At 63.7% G+C, this 20,010-nt stretch carries 20 protein-coding genes and 3 pseudogenes; 14 read left to right on the forward strand and 9 right to left on the reverse strand.

From position 1 onward, the window contains the following. Position 1: 1 nt before the first annotated feature. The 5 genes and pseudogenes from BM118_RS18970 to BM118_RS18990 form a co-directional block, all read right to left on the reverse strand. Positions 2–419 (reverse strand): annotated as a pseudogene (locus tag BM118_RS18970) (thioesterase family protein). After that, positions 406–3,549, reverse strand: a complete 3,144-nt coding sequence (locus BM118_RS18975) for an efflux RND transporter permease subunit (RefSeq protein WP_092186984.1) — start codon at positions 3,547–3,549, stop codon at positions 406–408. Before BM118_RS18975 ends, BM118_RS18970 begins: the two are co-directional and overlap by 14 nt. After that, positions 3,546–4,718 (reverse strand): efflux RND transporter periplasmic adaptor subunit, encoded by a 1,173-nt coding sequence (locus tag BM118_RS18980; RefSeq protein WP_092186985.1) that lies wholly within the window; start codon positions 4,716–4,718, stop codon positions 3,546–3,548. The genes BM118_RS18975 and BM118_RS18980 overlap by 4 nt, the downstream gene beginning before the upstream one ends. 19 nt (positions 4,719–4,737) lie before the next feature. Beyond that, positions 4,738–5,271 carry a hypothetical protein gene (locus tag BM118_RS41485; RefSeq protein ID WP_177234428.1) on the reverse strand — a complete coding sequence of 178 codons (534 nt, stop codon included), beginning with the start codon at positions 5,269–5,271 and terminating at the stop codon, positions 4,738–4,740. A gap of 184 nt (positions 5,272–5,455) precedes the next feature. Beyond that, positions 5,456–5,752 carry a flagellar export chaperone FliS gene (locus BM118_RS18990; protein ID WP_244550175.1) on the reverse strand — a complete coding sequence of 99 codons (297 nt, stop codon included), beginning with the start codon at positions 5,750–5,752 and terminating at the stop codon, positions 5,456–5,458. A 363-nt stretch (positions 5,753–6,115) separates the two neighbouring features. On the opposite strand from BM118_RS18990, the gene BM118_RS19000 reads away from it, so the two are divergent. The 10 genes and pseudogenes from BM118_RS19000 (at position 6,116) to BM118_RS19045 (ending at position 14,893) form a co-directional block, all read left to right on the forward strand. Next, on the forward strand, positions 6,116–6,901 hold the full coding sequence (locus tag BM118_RS19000; protein ID WP_092186986.1) for an alpha/beta hydrolase: 786 nt from the start codon (positions 6,116–6,118) through the stop codon (positions 6,899–6,901). A 200-nt stretch (positions 6,902–7,101) separates the two neighbouring features. Further along, positions 7,102–7,866, forward strand: coding sequence for an MBL fold metallo-hydrolase (locus tag BM118_RS19005; RefSeq protein WP_244550184.1), 765 nt, complete (start codon positions 7,102–7,104; stop codon positions 7,864–7,866). Continuing rightward, positions 7,863–9,509 (forward strand): annotated as a pseudogene (mdcA, locus tag BM118_RS19010) (malonate decarboxylase subunit alpha). The gene BM118_RS19005 and the pseudogene mdcA overlap by 4 nt, the downstream one beginning before the upstream one ends. Positions 9,510–9,518: 9 nt before the next feature. Further along, on the forward strand, positions 9,519–9,836 hold the full coding sequence (gene mdcC, locus BM118_RS19015) for a malonate decarboxylase acyl carrier protein (RefSeq protein WP_092186988.1): 318 nt from the start codon (positions 9,519–9,521) through the stop codon (positions 9,834–9,836). Continuing rightward, complete coding sequence (locus tag BM118_RS19020; RefSeq protein ID WP_092186989.1) at positions 9,833–10,771, forward strand: biotin-independent malonate decarboxylase subunit beta; 939 nt, start codon at positions 9,833–9,835, stop codon at positions 10,769–10,771. The genes mdcC and BM118_RS19020 overlap by 4 nt, the downstream gene beginning before the upstream one ends. Beyond that, positions 10,758–11,480 (forward strand): biotin-independent malonate decarboxylase subunit gamma, encoded by a 723-nt coding sequence (gene mdcE / locus BM118_RS19025; protein WP_092186990.1) that lies wholly within the window; start codon positions 10,758–10,760, stop codon positions 11,478–11,480. The genes BM118_RS19020 and mdcE overlap by 14 nt, the downstream gene beginning before the upstream one ends. Further along, complete coding sequence (gene mdcG / locus BM118_RS19030; protein WP_092186991.1) at positions 11,455–12,135, forward strand: malonate decarboxylase holo-[acyl-carrier-protein] synthase; 681 nt, start codon at positions 11,455–11,457, stop codon at positions 12,133–12,135. Before mdcE ends, mdcG begins: the two co-directional genes overlap by 26 nt. Further along, the gene (gene mdcB / locus BM118_RS19035; protein ID WP_092186992.1) at positions 12,132–13,007 is read left to right on the forward strand and encodes a triphosphoribosyl-dephospho-CoA synthase MdcB; all 876 of its coding nucleotides are present in this window, start codon (positions 12,132–12,134) and stop codon (positions 13,005–13,007) included. Before mdcG ends, mdcB begins: the two co-directional genes overlap by 4 nt. After that, on the forward strand, positions 13,004–13,945 hold the full coding sequence (locus BM118_RS19040) for an AEC family transporter (RefSeq protein WP_092186993.1): 942 nt from the start codon (positions 13,004–13,006) through the stop codon (positions 13,943–13,945). The genes mdcB and BM118_RS19040 overlap by 4 nt, the downstream gene beginning before the upstream one ends. Before the next feature lie 9 nt (positions 13,946–13,954). Continuing rightward, complete coding sequence (locus tag BM118_RS19045) at positions 13,955–14,893, forward strand: ACP S-malonyltransferase (protein ID WP_092186994.1); 939 nt, start codon at positions 13,955–13,957, stop codon at positions 14,891–14,893. A 140-nt stretch (positions 14,894–15,033) separates the two neighbouring features. Here BM118_RS19045 and BM118_RS19050 read toward each other — a convergent pair. Both BM118_RS19050 and BM118_RS41490 read right to left on the reverse strand, forming a co-directional pair. Further along, positions 15,034–15,321 (reverse strand): annotated as a pseudogene (locus BM118_RS19050) (helix-turn-helix domain-containing protein); the annotation flags it as partial. Positions 15,322–15,408: 87 nt separating this feature from the next. Then, positions 15,409–15,597, reverse strand: a complete 189-nt coding sequence (locus BM118_RS41490) for a hypothetical protein (RefSeq protein WP_177234429.1) — start codon at positions 15,595–15,597, stop codon at positions 15,409–15,411. A gap of 102 nt (positions 15,598–15,699) precedes the next feature. Here BM118_RS41490 and BM118_RS41495 point away from each other — a divergent pair, with 102 nt between their 5' ends. The 3 genes from BM118_RS41495 (at position 15,700) to BM118_RS19065 (ending at position 16,703) form a co-directional block, all read left to right on the forward strand. After that, positions 15,700–15,897, forward strand: a complete 198-nt coding sequence (locus BM118_RS41495) for a hypothetical protein (protein WP_177234430.1) — start codon at positions 15,700–15,702, stop codon at positions 15,895–15,897. 231 nt (positions 15,898–16,128) lie between these two features. Then, on the forward strand, positions 16,129–16,380 hold the full coding sequence (locus BM118_RS19060) for a hypothetical protein (protein WP_143099490.1): 252 nt from the start codon (positions 16,129–16,131) through the stop codon (positions 16,378–16,380). Positions 16,381–16,454: 74 nt separating this feature from the next. Next, entirely contained in the window at positions 16,455–16,703 is a 249-nt protein-coding gene (locus BM118_RS19065; RefSeq protein ID WP_143099491.1) for a hypothetical protein, read from the forward strand. Positions 16,704–16,975: 272 nt separating this feature from the next. Here the strand turns inward: BM118_RS19065 and BM118_RS19070 are convergent, their stop codons facing one another. Together BM118_RS19070 and BM118_RS40525 are read right to left on the reverse strand one after the other, a co-directional pair. Continuing rightward, positions 16,976–17,719, reverse strand: coding sequence for a Crp/Fnr family transcriptional regulator (locus BM118_RS19070; RefSeq protein WP_092186997.1), 744 nt, complete (start codon positions 17,717–17,719; stop codon positions 16,976–16,978). A 1,197-nt stretch (positions 17,720–18,916) separates the two neighbouring features. After that, complete coding sequence (locus tag BM118_RS40525) at positions 18,917–19,222, reverse strand: hypothetical protein (protein ID WP_143099492.1); 306 nt, start codon at positions 19,220–19,222, stop codon at positions 18,917–18,919. 506 nt (positions 19,223–19,728) lie between these two features. On the opposite strand from BM118_RS40525, the gene BM118_RS19080 reads away from it, so the two are divergent. Then, positions 19,729–20,010, forward strand: a 282-nt coding sequence (locus BM118_RS19080; RefSeq protein ID WP_143099493.1) for a transposase, incomplete at its 3' end; no start/stop codon positions are given.

The following is a 20,010-nucleotide window of genomic DNA, read 5'->3' on the forward strand; positions in this document are numbered from 1 at the left end:
CCTAGGCCATCTCAGCGGCGGGCTTCGTCACGCCGAACCGCCGCTCGAATTCGGCGACATCGACAACACCGCGCCGGTGGCTGCCGTCGCCGATCTTGCGGCCGCCGTCCCAGGCCTCGACTTCGAACAGGACACTCCTGGCTTCGACTGCGACGACCCGCGCGATCGCACGCACCGCGCGGCCGACCGGGGTTGCCGCCAGGTGGCGGATATTGACTTATCATCCCGACGCTGACATGGCCCGTCGGCAGGAATGGTTGAACGGCCGATCCCGCGGCTATCTCCATGTGCAGGATCATCATCGGCGTGCCGTAGACGGCTGGCATTCCCGGCACCACATGGCGAACCGTCATCTCGGACGTGACGGTCACCAGTTTCTCCGCTGTCATGCCGGCGGTCAGCTTCTCAAGCGGATTCATGGCTCAATTTCGCATCTGCCTTGGTCGTGGATGGAGTGGGTGTCGCGGCCGCCCGCTGTTTGCGCTCGGTCAGCCAGTTGCTGAGCTGGTCGAGATAGAGATAGACGACGGGCGTGGTGTAGAGCGTCAGGATCTGCGAGAGCATCAGGCCGCCGACGATCGTGTAGCCGAGCGGCTGGCGCAGCTCCGCGCCGGTACCGGAACCGATCATCAGCGGCACGCCGCCGAGCAGCGCCGCCATCGTCGTCATCAGGATCGGGCGGAAGCGCAGCGTGCAGGCCTGGTAGATCGCCTCTTCCGGGCTGAGCCCGTGTTGGCGCTCCACCTCGAGAGCGAAATCGACCAGCATGATGCCGTTCTTCTTGACGATGCCGATCAGCAGGATGATGCCGATGATGGCGATGACGCTGAGATCCATGTGGACCGCCAGCAGCAGCAGCAGTGCGCCGATGCCGGCCGACGGCAGCGTCGACAGGATCGTGATCGGATGGATCAGGCTCTCATAAAGCACGCCGAGGATGATGTAGATCACGATCAGCGCCGCCCCGATCAGCAGCGGTGTGCCTCGCAGGGAAGACTGGAAGGCCTGTGCGTTGCCCTGGAACGAGGTCGACAGCGAGGCGGGCTTGCCCGTGCTCTTCTCGATGTTCTGGATCGCCGTCACCGCATCGCCGAGCGCGACGCCGGGCCGCAAGTTGAACGAGATCGTGACCGACGGAAACAGGCTCTGGTGGTTGATCAGGATGGGCGCGGGCTTGATGACGCTGTGAACCAGCGTGCTCAGGGGGACCTGCTGTCCGGTAGCCGAGTTCAGGTAGATGTCCTTGAGCGCTTCCGGCCCGTACTGGAAGCGCGGATCGACCTCCATCACGACATGGTACTGGTTCAGCGAGGTGAACATCGTGGAGACGATGCGCTGGCCGAATGCGTCGTCGAGGGCATTGTCGATCGTCGTGGGCAGAATGCCGAAGCTCGATGCAACCTCGCGATTGACGGTGACCTCCAGCCGCGGACCGGCATTGGCCTGGTCGCTCGCGACGTCGGTGATGAGGTCGAGCTCGCGGAGCTTCTTGAGGAAGATCGCCGACCAGTTGGTGAGCTCGTTGGAATCGGCGTCCGCCAGCGTGTACTGGTATTGCGTTTTCGACAGGCGTGCGCCGATGGTGATGTCCTGGGCGGCTTGCATGTAAAGCCTGATGCCCTGGATATGGGCGAGTTGGGGTCCCAGGCGTTCGATGATCTGGTCGGCGCTGGCCTTGCGCCCGGGCTTCGGCTTCAGGACGATGAATATCCGTCCCTGGTTGAGCGTCGCCGTGGGACCTCCCGGACCGATATAGCTCGCCACCGACTGAATTGCCGGATCCTTCGACAGGATCTCCACGATCGCCTGCTGGCGTTCGGACATGGCGGGGAAGGAAATGTCCTGTGCGGCTTCGGTGATGCCGACGATCTGCCCGGTATCCTGTTGCGGGAAGAAGCCCTTCGGAATGATCACGTAGAGATAGCCGGTCAGCGCGATCGTCGAGAGCATCACGAGCAGCGTCACGAAGCGATGGCGCAGCACGATTCGCAGGCCGCTCGCATAAAGCGCAAGCAGGGCGTCGAAACCGCGTTCGAAAGCGATATAGATTCGGCCGTGCTTCTTCCGCGATTTGTCCTTCAGGAGCCGCGCGCACATCATCGGCGTCAGCGTCAGCGAGATGACCAGCGACAGCAGCAGCGAAGCCGTGATCGTGACGGCGAACTCCTGGAACAGCTTGCCGACGTAACCACCCATCAAGAAGAGCGGGATGAACACAGCGATCAGCGACAGGGTGATGGAGACGATCGTGAAGCCGATTTCGCTGGACCCCTTGAGCGCGGCCTCCATCGGCGTCATGCCCTGCTCGAGATGACGTACGATATTTTCGATGACGACGACGGCATCGTCGACCACGAAGCCCACCGCGATCGACAGCGCCATCAGCGAGAGGTTGTCCAGGCTGTAGCCAAGCACGTAGAGGACCGCGAACGTGCCGATCAGCGACAGAGGAACCGTGATCGCCGGGATGATGGTGGCCGAGAAATTCCGCAGGAACAGGAATATGACCATCACCACCAGTGCGACCGTCAGCATCAGCGTGAATTGAACGTCGGAGACTGCGGCGCGAATGGTGGCGGTCCGGTCGGCGGCGATCGTTACCTTGATCGCCGGCGGAACGGAGGCCTGGAGCTGCGGCAGCAGCTTCTTGATGCGGTCGACCGTCTCGATCACGTTGGCGCCGGGAACGCGCTGGACTGCCAGGATGATGGCGGGATCCTTGCCGTACCAGCCGGCCAGGAGGTCGTTCTCCGGCCCCTCGATCGCCGTGCCGATGTCGCGTATCCGCACCGGCGAGCCGTTGCGATAGGCGATGATGAGGTCTTCATAGGCGGAGGGCTTGAGCAATTGATCGTTGGTGTTCAGCGTATAGGTGACGCGCGGGCTGTTGAGCGTGCCCTTGGGCAGGTCGACGTTGGCGCCGGCAATCACGTTGCGGACGTCTTCGAGGCCGATGCCGCGGGCGGCGAGCGCCTGCGGATTGACGCGAATACGGATCGCGGGCTTCTGCTGGCCGCCGATGCCGACGAGACCCACGCCCGGCACCTGCGAGATCTTCGGCAGCAGGATGTTCTCCGCATAGGCGTCGACCCTGGTCAGCGGCAGCGAGTCCGACGTCAACGCGATCAGCATGATCGGCGTCTCCGCCGGATTCACCTTCCTGATCGTCGGCGGGTAGGGGATGTTCGGCGGCAGGAAAGGGCTTGCGGCATTGATCGCGGCCAGCACGTCCACCGCTGCGCTGTCCACCGTGCGCGACAGCTCGAACTGCACTGTGAGCTGGGCCACGCCGAGCGCACTGGACGAGGTGAGCTGCGTGACGCCGGGGATCTGGCTGAGCTGCTGTTCGAGCGGCGTCGCCAGCGACGAGGCGATGGTGCCCGGATCGGCGCCGGGCAGTTGCGCCGAGATCTGGATGGTCGGGTAATTGACGTTCGGCAGCGCGCCGACCGGCAGCAGCGGATAGGCCGCGAGGCCGCACAGCAGCAAGCCCGCCATCAGCAGGGCGGTTGCAATCGGCCGCAGGATGAAGGGCGTGGAGAGGTTCATGGGATCGCATCCTGCACGGCGCTCTGCAGGTCGGCTTCGCGCGCGGCCTTGCCGTGCAGCTCGCGAACGCGGCTGCCTTCCGTGAGTCGGTACTGGCCGTCGATCACGACGACGTCGCCTGATTTCAGTCCCTGGTCGATCAGGGCCTGGCCATCGGTGATCTGTACGACGTGAACGGGACGCAGGGTGGCCGTCTGGCCGTCGGTCACGACATAGACATAGCTGCCGTTCGGTCCCTGCTGCACGGCCGAGCCGGCGACGGTGAGCGCACCCTTCTGGATATCGAGCAGCAGGCGCGCGTTCACCAGTTGGCCCGGCCACAGCCGGTGCTCATGGTTCGGGAACACCGCCTTGAGCTGGACGGTGCCGGTTGTTCCCGCGATCTCGTTGTTGACCAGCAGCAGCGTGCCTTCGTCGAGCTTCGTCTTGTTGTCTTGGCTGTAGGCGATGACCTTCAGTTCGCCCTTCGCGGCATGCTCCTGGATCACGGGCAGATCTGCCTGCGGCAGGGTGAACAGCAGCGAGATCGGTTCGATCTGCGTGACGACGACGAGGCCGTTGGGATCGGTCGGATGAATGACGTTGCCGACATCGATCTGGCGAACGCCGGTGATGCCGGGGACGGCCGACGACAGGCGCGTATAGCTCAGCTGGACGTTGGCCTCGTCGATCTGGGCCTGGTCCGCCTTCACGGCGGCCTTCAGTTGCGCCACCTGCGCCGTCTGCGTCTCGATCAGTTGCGGGGTCGCATAGCCCTTGTCGCCGAGCTGATTGTAGCGGGAGAGGTTGGCCTCGGCATTCGCGAGCTGCGCCTGGTCCCTGTCGCGATTGGCCGTCAGCTGTTCGATCTGCGCCTCGTAGGGGCGCGGATCGATCCGCGCGAGCAGGTCGCCGGCCTTGACGGTCTGTCCCTCGGCGAAGGCGATCTTGATGATCTGTCCCTGAATCTGGCTGCGCACGACGTCGGTGTTGTAGGCGATCACCGTGCCGATGCCGCGCAGATAGATCGGAACGTCCTTGCCGGTGACGCTGGCGGCGACCACCGGCACGGCGGTGGGCACGGGCGCGGCTGCCACGGCCGGCTTCCGGTCGGTGCCGAAGAACCAGAGGCCTGCGCCGATCAGGATCGCAGCGAGAGCAACGAGTGCAATGGTGAGGTTGCGTTTCACGGTGATGATCCTCCTTGATTCAGGGATTGCCGGAGCCGTCGATCGACGTTGCGCCGCTTAAGGACGTGGGGCCGGGCACCGGCACGGTCGGACTGATTCCGGCGCCGCCGATCTCGGTGGAGCCCAGCGGAATTCCGACGCGTCCGACCGTCGATGTCGAGGGCAGGGACGAGGCCGCTGCGGTGGTGCCGGCGCAATCGGTCGATGAGGGGCCGGACAGCCCGCCGCCGTCGAACAAGGCTCCGGAGGATGCGGCATTGCCGGACCCGGCGCAGGCGGTCGTTCTTTGCGCGGGATTGAGCGGAGAGACGCCGGGCGTTGCGATCTCGGTCGATCCCAACGGAATACCGACAGGGCGGGTGGATTGCGGGTTGAGCGGCGATGTCGCAAGCATGCCGGCCGGCATTCCCGGCACCGTTGTCTGGGCGATGGCCGCTGCCGGGACCAGCCACAGCATGCCGGCCGCAAGCATCGCACCGGAGTGGATGATGGAGAACCGGTGCGATCCGGATCCCCGTGCGCCGGCGTCGTTTGATGGATGCTGTTTTCGCATGGAACAAGACTCCGGCTGACTGCGATCGAACAATAGAAAGGTGTCCGAGCGCGGGTATTTCCAGAACGCACGTCCTGCTACCAGGCTGCACGACGACGAGGCGCATCCGGCGCGTCGCGCGTTGCATTCTGTCTCGCGACCACGTCGACGCGTCGGCTCGCCACCGGCCCTGAGGCGGCCGTCGCTATCTCAGGATGGCCCGCGCGTGTGCGATCTCCCGGCTGCACGCGGCGATGTCGCCGCTGCGATTGGCGGTGCGCGCGCGATCGAGGGAATCGAGCGCGTCGGTGAAGTCGACGCCGTTGCCGCCTTCTGCTTGCGCGAGCGAGCGCGGCGTCGGTTGATGGCTGCGCAGCGCGTCGAGGCTCTCCGGCTTCCAGCTGTGGGAGCCCGCGTCCTTCTCTATCGCCAGGTCGAGCTGGGCCTGGGTTTGCGCGATGTCATCCGTGCAGGTCCGGCATGGGCAGGTACTGATGCGCACAGCAGGACGAAGAGGGCGACCTGGCACTTTGCGATGGATGTCATTGTTCGATCCTATGCTTGGATTTCGTGCGATGTCAGGAACATGGTCGTGAATGACAGAGAGCGTATCGATCGTCTTTCGTGTCCGAACGCCGGCCGTTCACGCTTGCGAGGGATCATGTCAAGAATGTCAGTGTGCATGACGCGGGCCCGCCGTTGGAAATGCATCGCTCAACCGGGCCGCGTCCGGAGGATGCTCGAGCAGCGATCGTCGCAGCTCGCGTGTCCCGGCGTGCGAAGTGGCAAGGATAGTTGTTTGCCGAAATACGCAAGCAAGCCTCGAAACTAGTGTCGCCTCATTCCAACCCGGAGTGATCCCGACATGAAACACCTCAACGCCGGCCTCGCCTTTGCCGCAGCTCTCTCCTTGTTCTCAACCGTTGCTCCCGCGCGCGCAGAACCCCTGAAGAACATCGTCCTGGTGCACGGCGCCTGGGTGGATGGGTCCGGCTGGAAGCCGGTCTACGAGATCCTGACCAAGGAAGGCTTCCGCGTCACTATGGTGCAGGAGCCCGAGACCTCGTTCGCCGACGACGTCACGGCGGCCAAGCGCATTCTCGATCTGCAGGATGGCCCGACACTTCTCGTCGGTCACAGTTACGGTGGCTCGATCATCACCGAGGCCGGCGTTCATCCGAGCGTCGTCGGTCTCGTCTACGTCGCCGCACATGCGCCCGACGTCGGAGAGGACGAATCGGCGCTGGGCAAGAAGACGCCGAGCGTGCTCGGCAAGACCGAAGGCGTCATCAAGGTGACGCCCGACAAGTTCACCTATCTCGATCCCGTGCAATTCCCGAAACTGTTCGCGCCCGATCTGCCGCGCGAGCGCGCAGAGTTCGTCGCGCGCTCGCAGGTTCCGGCCGCGACCCAGGTCTTCAGCACGCCGCTGACGGCGGCGGCGTGGAAGACCAAGCCGAGTTGGGGCATCGTCGCCGGCAGCGACCAGATCATCAATCCGGATCTGGAGCGATGGTACTACGAGCGCGCCAAGAGCCAGACAACGGTGATCCCGGGCGCCAGCCACTCGGTCTACGAGTCGCACCCGAAGGAAGTGGCGGCGGTCATCGCCCGCGCGGCGCGCAGCATCCAGCAGCCGGCCACGCGCTGACCACGCTTTCGCCCGCCCTGACGCACGATCGGCAGAAAGAAGGGCGGCGGGAGAGACAGCACTCCCGCCGGCCCGACTATCCCATCCGGAGAATTCCGATGAACGTGATCGAGACGACCAGCACCGCCCTGAGCTGGAAGGTGACGACGGTGAAGCGGGCCGGCCTGAGCCGCGACTTGCCGTCCGGCAATCCGGAGCTGATGTGGGGCGCAAATTCGTCGACGCTGATCTACGGCGAGCGGGATGCGGTTCTCGTCGACACGCTGCTTACCGCCGGGCAGTCGAAGACGCTGCTGGACTGGGTCCCGTCATGTGAGCGAAATCTGACCACGATCTATATCACGCACGGGCCCGGCGATCATTTCTTCGGTCTGGCGCCGCTGCTCGGCCGCTTTCCGCACGCAAAGGCCGTTGCCGTTCCCGAGGTCGTCGACGAGATGAAGGCGCAGCTCTCGCCGGAATCGCTCGACGGCTTCTGGCGCAAGCGTTTTCCGGGAGAGATCGCACAGCGCCTGGTCGCGGCTGAGCCCCTCGAAGGCGAGCTCACGCTCGAGGGACACAAGCTCGTCGTCATCGACATGGGACGAACCGATACGGCGCGCTCAACCGCCCTTCACGTCCCATCTCTCGACCTGATCGTCGCCGGCGACACCGTGTACAACGGTATTCATCCTTACCTGGCCGAAGCCGACACACAGAGCCGGCTGGAATGGATCGCCGCGCTCGGCCGGCTCGAGGCCTTGAAGCCGCGCTTCGTGTTGGCCGGACACAAGAAGCCGGACAATGACGACGATCCACGCAACATCGCGGAGACCCGCCAATACCTGTCCGATTTCAACCGACTCGATAAGACGACGACATCGCCGCGTGAATTCTACGAGGCGATGCTCAAGCTCCATCCCAACCGTGCCAATCCGGGATCGCTCTGGAGCGGGGCCAGCGCCGCAAAGGAGCAGAGGTCATGACGAGCTGGCAGAACAACCGTGCCGCGCGTGATGCCCGCGTTGCCGCCGGGGCTGGCCTTGCCCGCGGCAAGGTCGTTGAAGCACGCGACGTCACGGGCCTGCTGGAGGCCGTGATCCGGCCGGGCGACCGGGTTTGCCTGGAGGGCGACAACCAGAAGCAGGCCGACCTGCTTAGCCACGCGCTGCTGGCGGTGGATCTCTCCAAGGTCAACGATCTGCATATGGTGCAGTCGGGCGTCGTTCTCCCGGAGCATCTGGACCTGTTCGACCGCGGAGTCGCAAAGCGGCTCGACTATGCCTATTCCGGGCCGCAATAGGCGCGCATCGCGCGCATGTTGTTCGGCAGCAAGATCGAGCTGGGCGCGGTTCATACCTATCTCGAACCGTTCGCCCGCTACTTCATCGACCTCACGCCGCACGTCGCGCTGATCGCCGCCGTCAGCGCCGACCGCGAGGGGAATCTCTACACCGGGCCGAACACCGAGGACACCCCGACCGTGGTCGAGGCGACGGCGTTCAAGGACGGCGTCGTGATCGCCCAGGTCAACGAGATCGTCGAGACCGTTCCGCGGGTCGACATCCCGGCGGACCGCGTCCACTTCATCGTCAGGTCCGACAAGCCTTTCTTCGTCGAGCCGCTGTTCACCCGCGATCCGGCCGCGATCACGGAAGGTCAGATCCTGACCGCGATGCTGGCGATCAAGGGCATCTATGCGCCCTATGGCGTGCAGCGGCTCAATCACGGCATCGGCTTCAGCACGGCCGCGATCGAGCTTCTGCTGCCGACATTCGGCGAGAGGCTGGGGCTGAAGGGCAGCGTCGCGGCCCACTTCGCGTTGAATCCGCATCCCGCGCTCATTCCCGCGATCGAGTCCGGCTGGGTGCGGCAGATCCACTCGTTCGGGTCGGAGGTCGGCATGGATGACTACATCCGTGCCCGGTCCGACGTCTACTTCACCGGCCCTGACGGTTCGCTCCGTTCCAACCGCGCCTTCTGCCAGACCGCCGGGCTCTATGCCTGCGACATGTTTATCGGCTCCACGTTGCAGATTGATTTGCAAGGGAATTCGTCGACCGTCACCACCTCGCGCATCGCAGGCTTCGGCGGCGCCCCGAACATGGGAGCGGATGCCCGCGGGCGGCGTCATCCGAGCCAGCCCTGGCTGAAGGCCGGAGTGGAGGCCGATCCCGACGGCTCGGCACTGATGCGCCGTGGCCGCAAGCTGGTGGTGCAGATCGGCGAGACGTTCGGAGACAAGAACGTGCCGCTGTTCGTCGAGAAGCTCGATGCGATCGAGCTCGCCGAGAAGCTGAAGCTCGATCTCGCGCCGGTCATGATCTACGGCGAGGACGTCACGCACATCGTCACCGAGGAGGGCGTCGCGAACCTGTTGCTGTGCCGCACCGCGCAGGAACGCGAACAGGCCATCCGCGGCGTTGCCGGTTACACCGACGTCGGCCGTCGGCGCGACTACGGCATGGTCGCGCGCCTGCGCGAGCGCGGCGTGATCCTCCGGCCGGAGGATCTCGGCATCAATCCGCTCGATGCGGATCGCAGCCTGCTGGCGGCGCGCTCGATCAAGGATCTCGTGCGCTGGTCGGGCGGCTTGTACGCACCCCCGTCGAAATTCAGGAACTGGTGAGGACGCGCCATGGAAGATCTCAGCTTTCGACATCGGGTTCGCGCCCGCGCGGACGGCGCCAGACGAAGCGCGATTGTCGGCGTGGTCGCCTCGGGCAATCTGGAGGTGCTGGTGGAGCGCGTGCTGCCGGATGCCGAATGCGCAGTCGACATCAAGACCGCGGCGGTCGGCTTCGGCGAGGTCTGGAGTGTGGTGATCGACGATTTCGTCGAGCGCTATTCGCCCGGCGGGCTGAAATTCTCGATCAATGACGGCGGCGCGCGTCCCGATACGGTCTCGCTCCGGCTGGCACAGGCGGTGCGATTGATCGCGGAGAACGGCCAATGACCGGGCCGCTCAAGGATCTCACCCCAGCCGCAAGGGCGTACAGCACCAGCTTTTACGAGGCCTCAGCCCGCACGCGGCTGGAACTGCTGCTCGATGCCGGCAGCTTCGTCGAGTTCATCGGACCGGAGCAGCGCCAGGTCAGTCCGCATCTGAGGATATTCGATCTTCCCGAGCAGTTCGACGACGGTATCGTCGTCGGTCACGGCCGCGTTGACGGCTCGCCGGTGTTCGTCGCCGCGCAGGAGGGCCGCTTCATGGGCGGCGCCTTCGGCGAGGTGCACGGTGCCAAGCTGACCGGGCTGCTCCGCGCCGCGCGCGAGATCGGCTCGGTCCCCGTCCTGATCCTGTTCGATACAGGCGGCGTCCGGTTGCAGGAAGCCAATGCCGGCGAGCTTGCCATCGCCGAGATCATGCGCGCCGTGATGGAAGCGCGCGCCGCCGGCGTGAAGGTCATCGGCCTGATCGGCGGCAGGTCCGGATGCTACGGCGGCGGCGGCTTGATCGCGGGCTGTTGCTCCGCGCTCGCCGTCTCGGAGCCGGGGCGCATCGCGGTGTCAGGCCCGGAAGTCATCGAGACCAATCGCGGCGTCGAGGAGTTCGATTCGCGCGATCGCGCCCTGGTCTGGCGGACCATGGGCGGCAAGCACCGCCGTCTGCTCGGCGCCGCCGATGTCTTTGCCGACGACAATATGCAGGATTTTCGCGAGGCTGCGCTGGAGCTGCTCTGCCTGGTCGGACCTTTCGGTCTCGACAGGCTGAAGGCCGAGCAGGGCCGGCTTGCCGGCCGGCTGCGCCGCTTCGATGCCTGCGCGGATGCCGTCGACATCTGGACCGCGGAAGGCATCGCGGACGCTCAAGCCGTGCCCGAGCTGCCGGCCGACCAGTTCATTGCCCTTGCTAACCGGATCGGGAGGACCAGCCATGACGCACGATGATATCATCGCCTCACTCTTTCCCGACGGCCACGAGGTGAGGAGCGACAAGGGCATCATCCTCGGCTCGGCGACGTTGCGATCCGGCTGTCGGATGCTCGTCCTTGGCGTTGCGGACCGGATCGCGCTGGGCGTCGACGAGGTGATCAAATTGTCCGGCCATGTCCTGGAGTCAATCGGCCGGGACTCCGGGCCGATTCTGGTGCTCGTCGACAGCGACAGCCAGCGCATGAGCAAGCGTGACGAGCTGCTCGGGCTGAACGAGTTTCTCGCGCATCTGGCGAAGGTGCTGATCCACGCGGACATGAATGGCCGCCCGACCATCGGCGTTCTGTACGGCCACTCGGCTGCGGGTGCGCTGCTTGCGACAGGCCTTGCAACGCGTGTGCTGGTCGGACTGCCCGGAGCCGATCCCGCAGTGATGGACCTGCCGTCGATGGCGAAGGTGACCAAGCTGCCGATGGAGGCGCTACAGGAAAAGGCGAAGTCGACGCCGGTGTTCGCACCGGGCCTGTCCAATCTCGCGCAAATGGGCGCCGTCCACATGACATGGAGCAATGCCGCTTCGCTCGCCGACCAGTTGGAGGCGTTGCTCGCCGACATGCCGGCCGCGCAGGACCGGCGGGATGCGCTCGGCAAGGAGCGTGGCGGCCGGTTGAAGGCCGCCGAGATCGCGGAGCGTGTTCGTGACCTGGCCCTGCAAGTACGGTGAGCGTCCACCCGGTCGTCACGACCTCGTCTTCGTCAGCCCCGCGGGGTGGCGCGCGATGTTGGATGCGCGCGACGATCTCGCGGCCGATTCCCTTCTCGCGCGCTGGCCCAAAATGCGGTGGCCGACGATCAGCCGGCGCGCTTTGCCACACGAGGCAACCGGCCTCGCGCTGGGCCTTCCTTTGCCGCCTTCTGCCGGCAAGAAACGGGTCTCGCTCCTGGTTGATATCGACCACGTCGCCTCGGTCGCGAGGCCGCCGTCGCTGCAACAGGCGCGGGCTTACGCGCCGCGCAACTGGTGGCCGACGCTCGACCGGCTCGACGGGCTGGCGCTTCGCCATTCGGTGGACGCGCGCGTCTTCGGCAGCCTGGCCTGGCAATCGTTGACCGGGCTCGACTACGTCACCGGCCGTTCCGATCTCGATGTCTTGTTCGAGTTTCGAAGCGAAACCGACATCGATCGCTTCGTCGCCGACGTCGCTGCGATCGAGACCAGCGCGCCGATGCGGCTTGATGGCGAGCTGATGGGCGCCGACGGCGCTGCGGTGAACTGGCGCGAAGTCTACGGCGGCGCGAGCGAGCTTCTGGTCAAGAGCATTGAGCGCGTGGTCCTGCTCGGCAGGCATCAATTCCTTTCGGGGGCCAGGGGATCATGATCACCGCGGCCGCAAGGGGCGTGGAACGGCCGGCGCTGCGCCGGGCGCAGGCGGCGCCTGTCTCCGCAATCGGCACCGTCGCCACCGATTGTCTCGTCAAGGAGCTCGAAACCTGGCCGAAGCCGGGGCTGGTGAGCCATGTCGACAACGGCAGTCACGACGACATGGATGCGGGCACGTTTCGTCGCAGCGCTGCGGCCATCGGGCCTTATCTGCAACGATTGGCCGATGTGGGTGCGCTTGGCTGCGGCATGGGGCGGCTGCGGATCATTGGCCTCGAGGCGGAGCGCGCCATGCTCGCGGCGACGTCGGGAGTCAACACGCACCGTGGCGCGATCTTCGGGCTCGGCCTGCTGTGCGCGGCGGCCGGCGCGAAAGCCGGCGGGTTGGTTGATCCCTGGCTTCCGCTTGGCGATGTCGTGGCGCGCCTCTGGGGCGACAGCATACTCGATGGTCCGTTGCTGCTGCACAGCCATGGCAGCGTGGCCCGCCGCCGCTTTCGCGCGGGTGGTGCGCGTATCGAGGCCGCAAGGGGATTTCCCAGCATCTACGGGATCGGCTTGCCGGCCCTGCGGAGAGCAACTGTCGTTGTGGAGGATACGGAAGCCGCCCGGGTCGAGGCGTGCTTTGCCCTGATCGCTTCCGTCGAAGACACCAACCTCCTGCATCGCGGCGGGCTCGACGGCCTTCGCTTTGCGCATGACGCAGCACGTCGCTTCATCGCTTTAGGCGGCGTCTGCGCGTCCGGCTGGCGTGCGCGGGCGCGATCGATCCACGAAAGCTTCGTCGCTCGCCGTCTCAGCCCGGGTGGATCGGCCGACCTGCTCGCTATGACGCTCTTCGTCGATGCCCATGAAAGGCCGATTCCATGATGTCCAACGCGATCCTGATGGCGCTGGTGCCGGTCTTCTTCGTTCTGTTGCTGGGATACGCCGCCGGAAAATTTCATATCGTCGACAATCTTCACGTCGACGCCCTCAACGCACTGGTGATGGATTTCGCGCTACCGGCGTCCTTGTTCGCCGCGACCGCTTCGGCCTCGCGCCGCGAGATGATCGAACAGGTCCCGCTCTCCATGGTGCTCGGCGTGACGATGCTGTTGCTCTATGTCGCCTGGTATTGCGCCGCGCGCAGGTTCTCGAAGGCGTCCCGGTCCGATGCGTCGCTGCAGGCCTTGACGATCGGCTTTCCGAACCTTGCCGGCGTCGGACTTCCGATCCTGTCGTCTGTGTTGGGTCCCGCTGGAACCGTCCCGGTTGCGGTCGCATTGGCAACGGGGTCGATTCTCATCAGCCCGCTGACGCTGATCATGGTGGAAATGGGTGCGAGCAGGGCGCAGGGCTCCGAATTGTCGATGCGGCAGATTCTGACGGCAGTCCGGCGCGCGATCACCAAACCGGTCGTACTGGCAGGCATCCTGCTTTCGCTGTCGGACGTGAGCCTTGATGCACTTGCCCATGCATGCCTGGCGTTGATCGGGAGCGCCGCCGCGGGTGTCGCTCTGTTTCTCACGGGGGCGATTCTGTCGGCACAATCGTTCCGGCCGGATTGGAGGATCGTGACCGCAACGGCGGCCTCGGATGTCGTTCGGCCGCTGCTGGCCATTGCGGTCACTCACTTCATTCCGATTGCGCCTGATCCCGCGAAGACTGCCATTCTGCTTGCTGCGGTGCCCTCGGGCTTTTTCGGCATCCTGTTTGCCGTCAACTACCGGCTGGATTCCGCGACAGTGGGATCGATGGTCATCGCCAGCACCGGAGTCAGCGTCGTGACCCTGGCGATTGCGATCGCCATGCTCTTTCCCGGTTAGATCGCGACCGTGACGCTTGCAATCCTTTGCTCGGGACAAGGCGGACAGCATCGGGACATGTTCGCCCTCACGGGCGGCGCGCCGGAAGCCGCGGACCTGTTTGCGCACGCGGCGACATTGCTCGGTGGCAGAGATCCGCGCGATTTCGTCCGCGGCGAACCCGATGAGGCCCTGCACCGCAACCGTACGGGCCAGATTCTCTGCACCTTGCAGCCGCTCGCCGCGGCGCGCGCGCTCGCAGATGTCATTCCACGCGGAGTGATCATTGCCGGCTATAGTGTCGGCGAGGTCGCGGCCTGGGGTATCGGCGGCTTGCTCGATGCGACCGCCACGCTCGATCTCGTGGCACGCCGCGCAGAGGCTATGGATGCGGCCACGCGCGTCGGCGACGGGCTGATCTTCGTCCGCGGTCTTTCGCGAGAGGAAGTCGGTCGCCTTTGCGAGCGTCACGGCGCAGCGATCGCCATCGTCAATCCCGGCGATGCCTTTGTCATCGGCGGTGTCCGTGAGGGGCTGGGCGGGATTGCCGAAGACGCGCGGGCGATGCACGCCGCAAGGATCGTCGCGTTGCCGGTTGAGGTGGCCTCTCACACCAAACGGCTCGCCGCGGCGTCTGCCGTCTTTCGTGAGACCTTGCGCCTGGCGTCGGTGGTGTTCCCGCCGAGGAGTGGAGCGCGCATTCTGAGCGGAATCGATGCCGCTCCGGTCGTCTCGCTCGAGAGCGGTCTCGACAAACTTGCCGCACAGATCTCGCAAACCGTGCAATGGACGGATTGCCTGCAAGCCTGTGTCGAAGCGGGCGCGACGGGGTTTCTCGAACTCGGGCCGGGACAGGCGCTCAGCGGCATGGCTGCGGAAATCGAACCCGCGCTTCCGGCTCGTTCGCTGGATGATTTCAGGAGTCTTCAGGGCGTCCGCGCCTGGGCTGCGCGTCACCTGAGCGACTAGCCTCGCCAAGTTCCGAAGAGGCGATGCCGTCGATCGCGCTGCGCGGTCGAAAAAAGGGCCGTCCTTTGGGGGAGGACGGCCCTAAAATGCTCGTATGCCCAGGGAGGAGGGAGGCTCGAGCTGTGACTTGGGGGTCTCAGTCACCTAACACGCACAGCATTGCCGATCTCGCGGCCAAAGTATTTCGCGAACCCCTTGTGTTTCTCATTTCGCATGATGCACGAGAAGTCCGCGGGCAGCACGTGAGATACGGCCTTGTATGTCGAAGCCGGATCGCCGCCGGAGAGCCTGGACGAAGCCGATGCGTTGCGGCTGGCGCAACGCCAGCGCGCGGGCGTGTCACCCGTGATCCGTTTGAAGACGGTCGAGAAATGCGCTTGGGTGCAGAAGCCGACGGTCAGCGCCACCTCGGCCAGGGCCGTCTCGGAATTGTGATTCGGATAAGAGCCGGCATCGCTTGGTTCGCAGCCGTTCAGATAGCTGAGCGGAGCCAGCCTTAACTGGCCGAATTGCGTTTACGCGGCCGCCGCCCGGCCCGCGTTAGTGATCCGGTATTCGATATCGCCGGATGGAAGCGGCTCGGTTTCCACGAGACCCAGCTCCACCAGCCGTGCCACGATCTCATGGTCGAACATCGGCGGGCTGACCCAGGATTCGCCGAGCAGCTTCCTCAAAAATTCGCGCTCCAGATCGGTCAGCTCCATCCTCGAACTCCACTCATCCAGAACAAGGCCACCGAGGCTTCAGCCAGGAACGGACCCATCGTCCTCCCGTTGACTCCAGAAGACAACATCCGGGAGGTCAACATGGCCATGGAAGATCGCGAGACCTTCAGCCTGATCGCAAGCGAGAGCATTCAGCCAGGCTCTCGGCATGCCCGAAATCGGCCTGGACGAGGTGGTGTTCTGCTCCGACTTTTTGCTGACGGCATGCTCGAGGCACTTCGCGATCCATACGTCGTCAAAGCCGAGATCACCTGCCAAGGTCGCCGCCGTCCGTCGTAGGTCGTGTGGCGTGAGCGGCTTGAGACTCAATAAATCACAGAGCCGCGGCGTCTTGGCCTTGTTCCGGGGCCAAACGCCACTCTTTGCGACGATTGGGCAAATAGCTCCTTGCCGTTACCTACAGTGAGCTTCGTCAGGCAGGATGCGGACGAGCAAGCGCATCCGGTCCTCCACTGGCTCCGGAAACAGGCTAAGGTCGCAGCCCCCATCAGGGTCAAAAGGACAAGCTCAATGACCGCAATCAAGTTCTTGTCGACTGGATTGATCGCGATCACCGTCATTACAACGACCGCCGTAGCTCGCGAGAAATTCGCAGCCGGGCGAACGCGCATCACGGTGCACGGCAAGCCCTGTCATATATTCAATACCGGCCCCGGCGGCTGCTGGATTGTTTGGGAGGGCATTCCAATATGGTTCGGTCCGTCGGTCCGGGGCGTGCCCGGCCGCATTTGCGACGATGGCGACAATGCGAGGATATGTTGAGATGCGGGCACAAAATCAGTCCCAACGATCTGCCGGACCTAGTGACATTTGCGGACATGAGGGACCCGAGCAGCGTGATCGAAGTCGACCGCAACGACCTCCAAGGGTCGCTTGGTACCAACATAACTTGGAACGAAGTCGCAATCGAGAGTACCGACGAGCCGATCACGAGAGGCATTGAGCACGATCTGCCGTGGATACCGACGTATTTCCAAAACAATCTGCGTCTCGACAGGTCTAGTCTGACAGGTGAACAAACAATCGCCAACCGCCTAAGCTGGTGGGACTTTATTCAGTCAAGCGAATTGAAAGGGAACAACTGACAGGCACCTAGCTTTCGACACTCGATCGATGCTCGGGATGTCAGCTTGTGGCCCGTCTCGACAAATGTAGGAGGTCTTGCTGAGGTCTCCTATCGAAGGCAGAGCCGACTTGATTTGCTCACCGCACGGCTCGTGACCCGCAACGGACATTAGGTAGGAGGTCCCGCCCAAGGCATGGGGCGGCGGCCTGATCGGCCCGAAGGATCCCCTATCCAGCACCGTCTTCGCCGACTTCACCGGCCGCGCCGAAGCGGCTACATCGCTCGTTTCATTTACTGCGTCGGCAGAACCAAAACGCGAGATTGGGTTGCATTCATAGAGAAGATCCCCTCGATTTCGAGACGCATGGTGTCGCGGCATTCGCACGCCAGCGCTGCGAGCCGCGAAGGGTCGATCTCGATTTCGCCTCGCCGTTCAGATATGATGGCTCCGGAAGCGCGCAGATTCCGCATCAGGAGCGTCACCGTCGTTCGTCGCACACCCAGTATTTGCGAAAGCGCCTCCTGGGTGAGCGGGAGGACGTCGTGGTCGACGCGGTCGCGAAGATGGAGCAGCCAGCGCGCCATGCGAGCTTGGACTGGATGCAGCGCATTGCAGGCCCCGCCGATTTGTAGCTGTATCAGCATGGCCTTGAAGTGAATCTGGACTGCGTGACGGATCGCGGGGCTCCGGCTGAAAGCGGCGTGGAATCGCGATGCGGGGATCCGCGAGGCGGTGCCCGCGGCACGAACGATGGCGGTAACGGCCGCAGGAGACGGCCCGAGCACGGAAAGAGTGCCTACTGCTCCCTCGCGCCCTATTGCGGCGCTGGCGACCGTCTGCCCGTTCGCCATGTCGATCATCACAGAAATGGCGCCACTATGAGGGAAGAGGACGTGCTCGGTCCGGTCACCCGCCCGCGAGACGACCGCGTCCCGATCGAGCGCGACCATCTCTAGGTCGGGTGCCAGCAGATCGAGATCCGCCGCCGGTAGTGCTGCCAAAAGTCGGTTACCAATCCCGCTGGGAAGCGTCACTGTAGCCCGCCGCGAACCATCCGCCGCATCGCATTTCGAGCGGCATAGGGCGGCAACCTCGAACTTTGTTTGAATCCGCCTACGCTTCGCACCCCGAAATCCAATTCAGCTGCGGAAGCTCTCAATGTCAAAAATTGAACTCCAAACACACGCGATCGCGAGGTGAATTTTTGTCTCGCAGGATCATTGAGGACTTAGATTCCAGCGCTACGCGGCACAATTGCAAAATGCGTATGGGTAACATCATAGGGAGTTCCAATTTCCGGGGCGCGGCAAACGCCGCGGCGATGTCGGAAGAGTGTGCGCGAACTATGCCCCGGACCGCGATCGTCGCGTTCTGCACGATGATGCGCACAAGCTACTGGAAGCTGGCGTCTTGGAATTCCGCCAGCACGCCCCGCCGAGACAGACGATGCGCGACATTCCCCGCGCATGCCGACGAGGTGGTCGTTTGGTCCGAAAGTGGCACCTTTTTTGGACCTCGCGCTATGTCCGCATTGCGTCCGTGATGCGCAGCAAAGCGGACACTCGCGGTCCATTTGATCTCCGCCTTCCCTTGATGGACTGCAGATCAATCCGTCAGCAGATCATAGTCCCGGCGCAAAACAGTTTGGACGTGAACCGCGGCGCGCGCGGCGGTATTGGCATCTGCCGCGCCCGCTACGATCACACAGAGCGACCAGTTATTTTCAGCGTGCTTTGCAACGCGATTGATCGCTATCTCCAGGACGTTATGACAGCCGGGCTGCTTCTCACTTCTAACAACGCTCGACGCTGCAATTCCTGGATTGAAACGCGGATCTTGGGCACAGGGCTCGCTCGGAAATCTTACTGGTTGGGGGCCGCGCCCTATACCTAACAGAACAAGCGCAATTCGGGTTCCACTGGCGAGAGGCACGAACCTTCGATCGCAAGCTTGGCACCCGATATCCTGCTGCAGCTGACACTCGCGATGTCAGCTCATCGGGGTAAAGTGGACTTCGCAAGTACCTTCCAGAGCCGGGGACTGCGGCTCCAAGGAATGTCCGGAGCTGGCCCTTCGCGTCCGTACTGGGCCGTCTGTACCTGGTCTGCTTCTAGGGGCTAAGCAGACTGGTCATCTCGGATGCGGCCGAACGCGGCTGCCGTCGTCGTGAACGGTGTAGTCGTTCGGAGCGATCAGGCACAAGGTCAGCAAGTGGTCAGGTCGACGAAGGCTCAGTGCCGTGTTTGATCGAGCGCCTTGAGCAACGCGTGCAGAAATGCGCTGGCATGGTCGTAGCTCGAACTGCCGTCAGCCACGGCGTGAGCGCGCAGGCAGAGTTGTTCGCCTATAGTTTCAGGACCAGTTGCCTCGGCGCACTCTGACCATAGATCGAGAAGGTCATCAGGAATATATCGGCTGGACATGAACAGGTGGAGCAGCCGAGACGCACCGTTGTGGTTTTCGTTGTGTTGCGCCGCGAATGCAAAGAGCGCGAACAAGCCTTTAAAATCATCACGGGATACTGCTCGCCTAGCCACGGAAATACTCCGACTGGAAACAGCGTTCAGCAAATCAATTGAAGAATACTAGCTGGCTTTGTGCGTCCCAACAACGCAAGGAATCCTGTCGCATCGGACCGGGAAAATATCGCAACCTAAATGCGAAAAGACACGAGGTCTTCAACCCTAAAGGGCTGCCGGGTCGCGCCGCTTGGCAATCGCCAGATATGAAACATCCTTAGTTTGAGACGGACCCGTTGAGGCAGTCTGTTACGGCGACGTGGTTGGGAAAAGATGGCGGATCGGGGCCGGTCGCACCGGTTCACAGAGCTGAGAAGCTGCCCGCGCACGATCGCCGCGATTGGACTCTTCGCAGAGGCGCATCGTCCCAGTAAGATTCTGATTGGCAATCTCTTTATATTGGGCGGCGAGCGTCGGTCGCTGTTTTCGGGAATGGAAGCTCCTCAGAGCCTGACCGAAAAAGGTGAGCGGCTTAAGCGGGCCTGTGATTCCTTCGGATTTGCAAAGATTCGAGGGAGGACACCATGCCGTGGACCAAAGCCGCTCGTATCAAGTATCAGCGCAGTGGACTGCGTTACACAAGTGATCTGACCGATGCAGAGTGGGCGTTGATCTCCCGGAAGATGCCGCCGCGACGGCGATTGGGCCGGCCGCGGGAGGTTAATCTGCGCGAGATCGTGCAGGCGATCTTCTATATTCTGTCGAGCGGCTGCCAGTGGCGAGCCTTGCCGAAGGAGTTCCCGCCATACTCGACGGTTCAGGGCTATTTTTACGCTTGGCGCGACACGGGTAGATGGCAGGAGATC

The organism is Bradyrhizobium sp. cf659 (genome assembly GCF_900113725.1).
GTDB lineage: Bacteria > Pseudomonadota > Alphaproteobacteria > Rhizobiales > Xanthobacteraceae > Bradyrhizobium.

Coding starts and splice junctions, on each gene's coding strand:
- BM118_RS18975 (WP_092186984.1), bottom strand. CDS start 3,549: ATGAACCTCTCCACGCCCTTCATCCTGCGGCCGATTGCAACCGCCCTG.
- BM118_RS41485 (WP_177234428.1), bottom strand. CDS start 5,271: ATGCGAAAACAGCATCCATCAAACGACGCCGGCGCACGGGGATCCGGA.
- BM118_RS19000 (WP_092186986.1), top strand. CDS start 6,116: ATGAAACACCTCAACGCCGGCCTCGCCTTTGCCGCAGCTCTCTCCTTG.
- BM118_RS19005 (WP_244550184.1), top strand. CDS start 7,102: ATGTGGGGCGCAAATTCGTCGACGCTGATCTACGGCGAGCGGGATGCG.
- mdcC (WP_092186988.1), top strand. CDS start 9,519: ATGGAAGATCTCAGCTTTCGACATCGGGTTCGCGCCCGCGCGGACGGC.
- BM118_RS19020 (WP_092186989.1), top strand. CDS start 9,833: ATGACCGGGCCGCTCAAGGATCTCACCCCAGCCGCAAGGGCGTACAGC.
- mdcE (WP_092186990.1), top strand. CDS start 10,758: ATGACGCACGATGATATCATCGCCTCACTCTTTCCCGACGGCCACGAG.
- mdcB (WP_092186992.1), top strand. CDS start 12,132: ATGATCACCGCGGCCGCAAGGGGCGTGGAACGGCCGGCGCTGCGCCGG.
- BM118_RS19040 (WP_092186993.1), top strand. CDS start 13,004: ATGATGTCCAACGCGATCCTGATGGCGCTGGTGCCGGTCTTCTTCGTT.
- BM118_RS41490 (WP_177234429.1), bottom strand. CDS start 15,597: ATGGAGCTGACCGATCTGGAGCGCGAATTTTTGAGGAAGCTGCTCGGC.
- BM118_RS41495 (WP_177234430.1), top strand. CDS start 15,700: ATGGCCATGGAAGATCGCGAGACCTTCAGCCTGATCGCAAGCGAGAGC.
- BM118_RS19060 (WP_143099490.1), top strand. CDS start 16,129: ATGACCGCAATCAAGTTCTTGTCGACTGGATTGATCGCGATCACCGTC.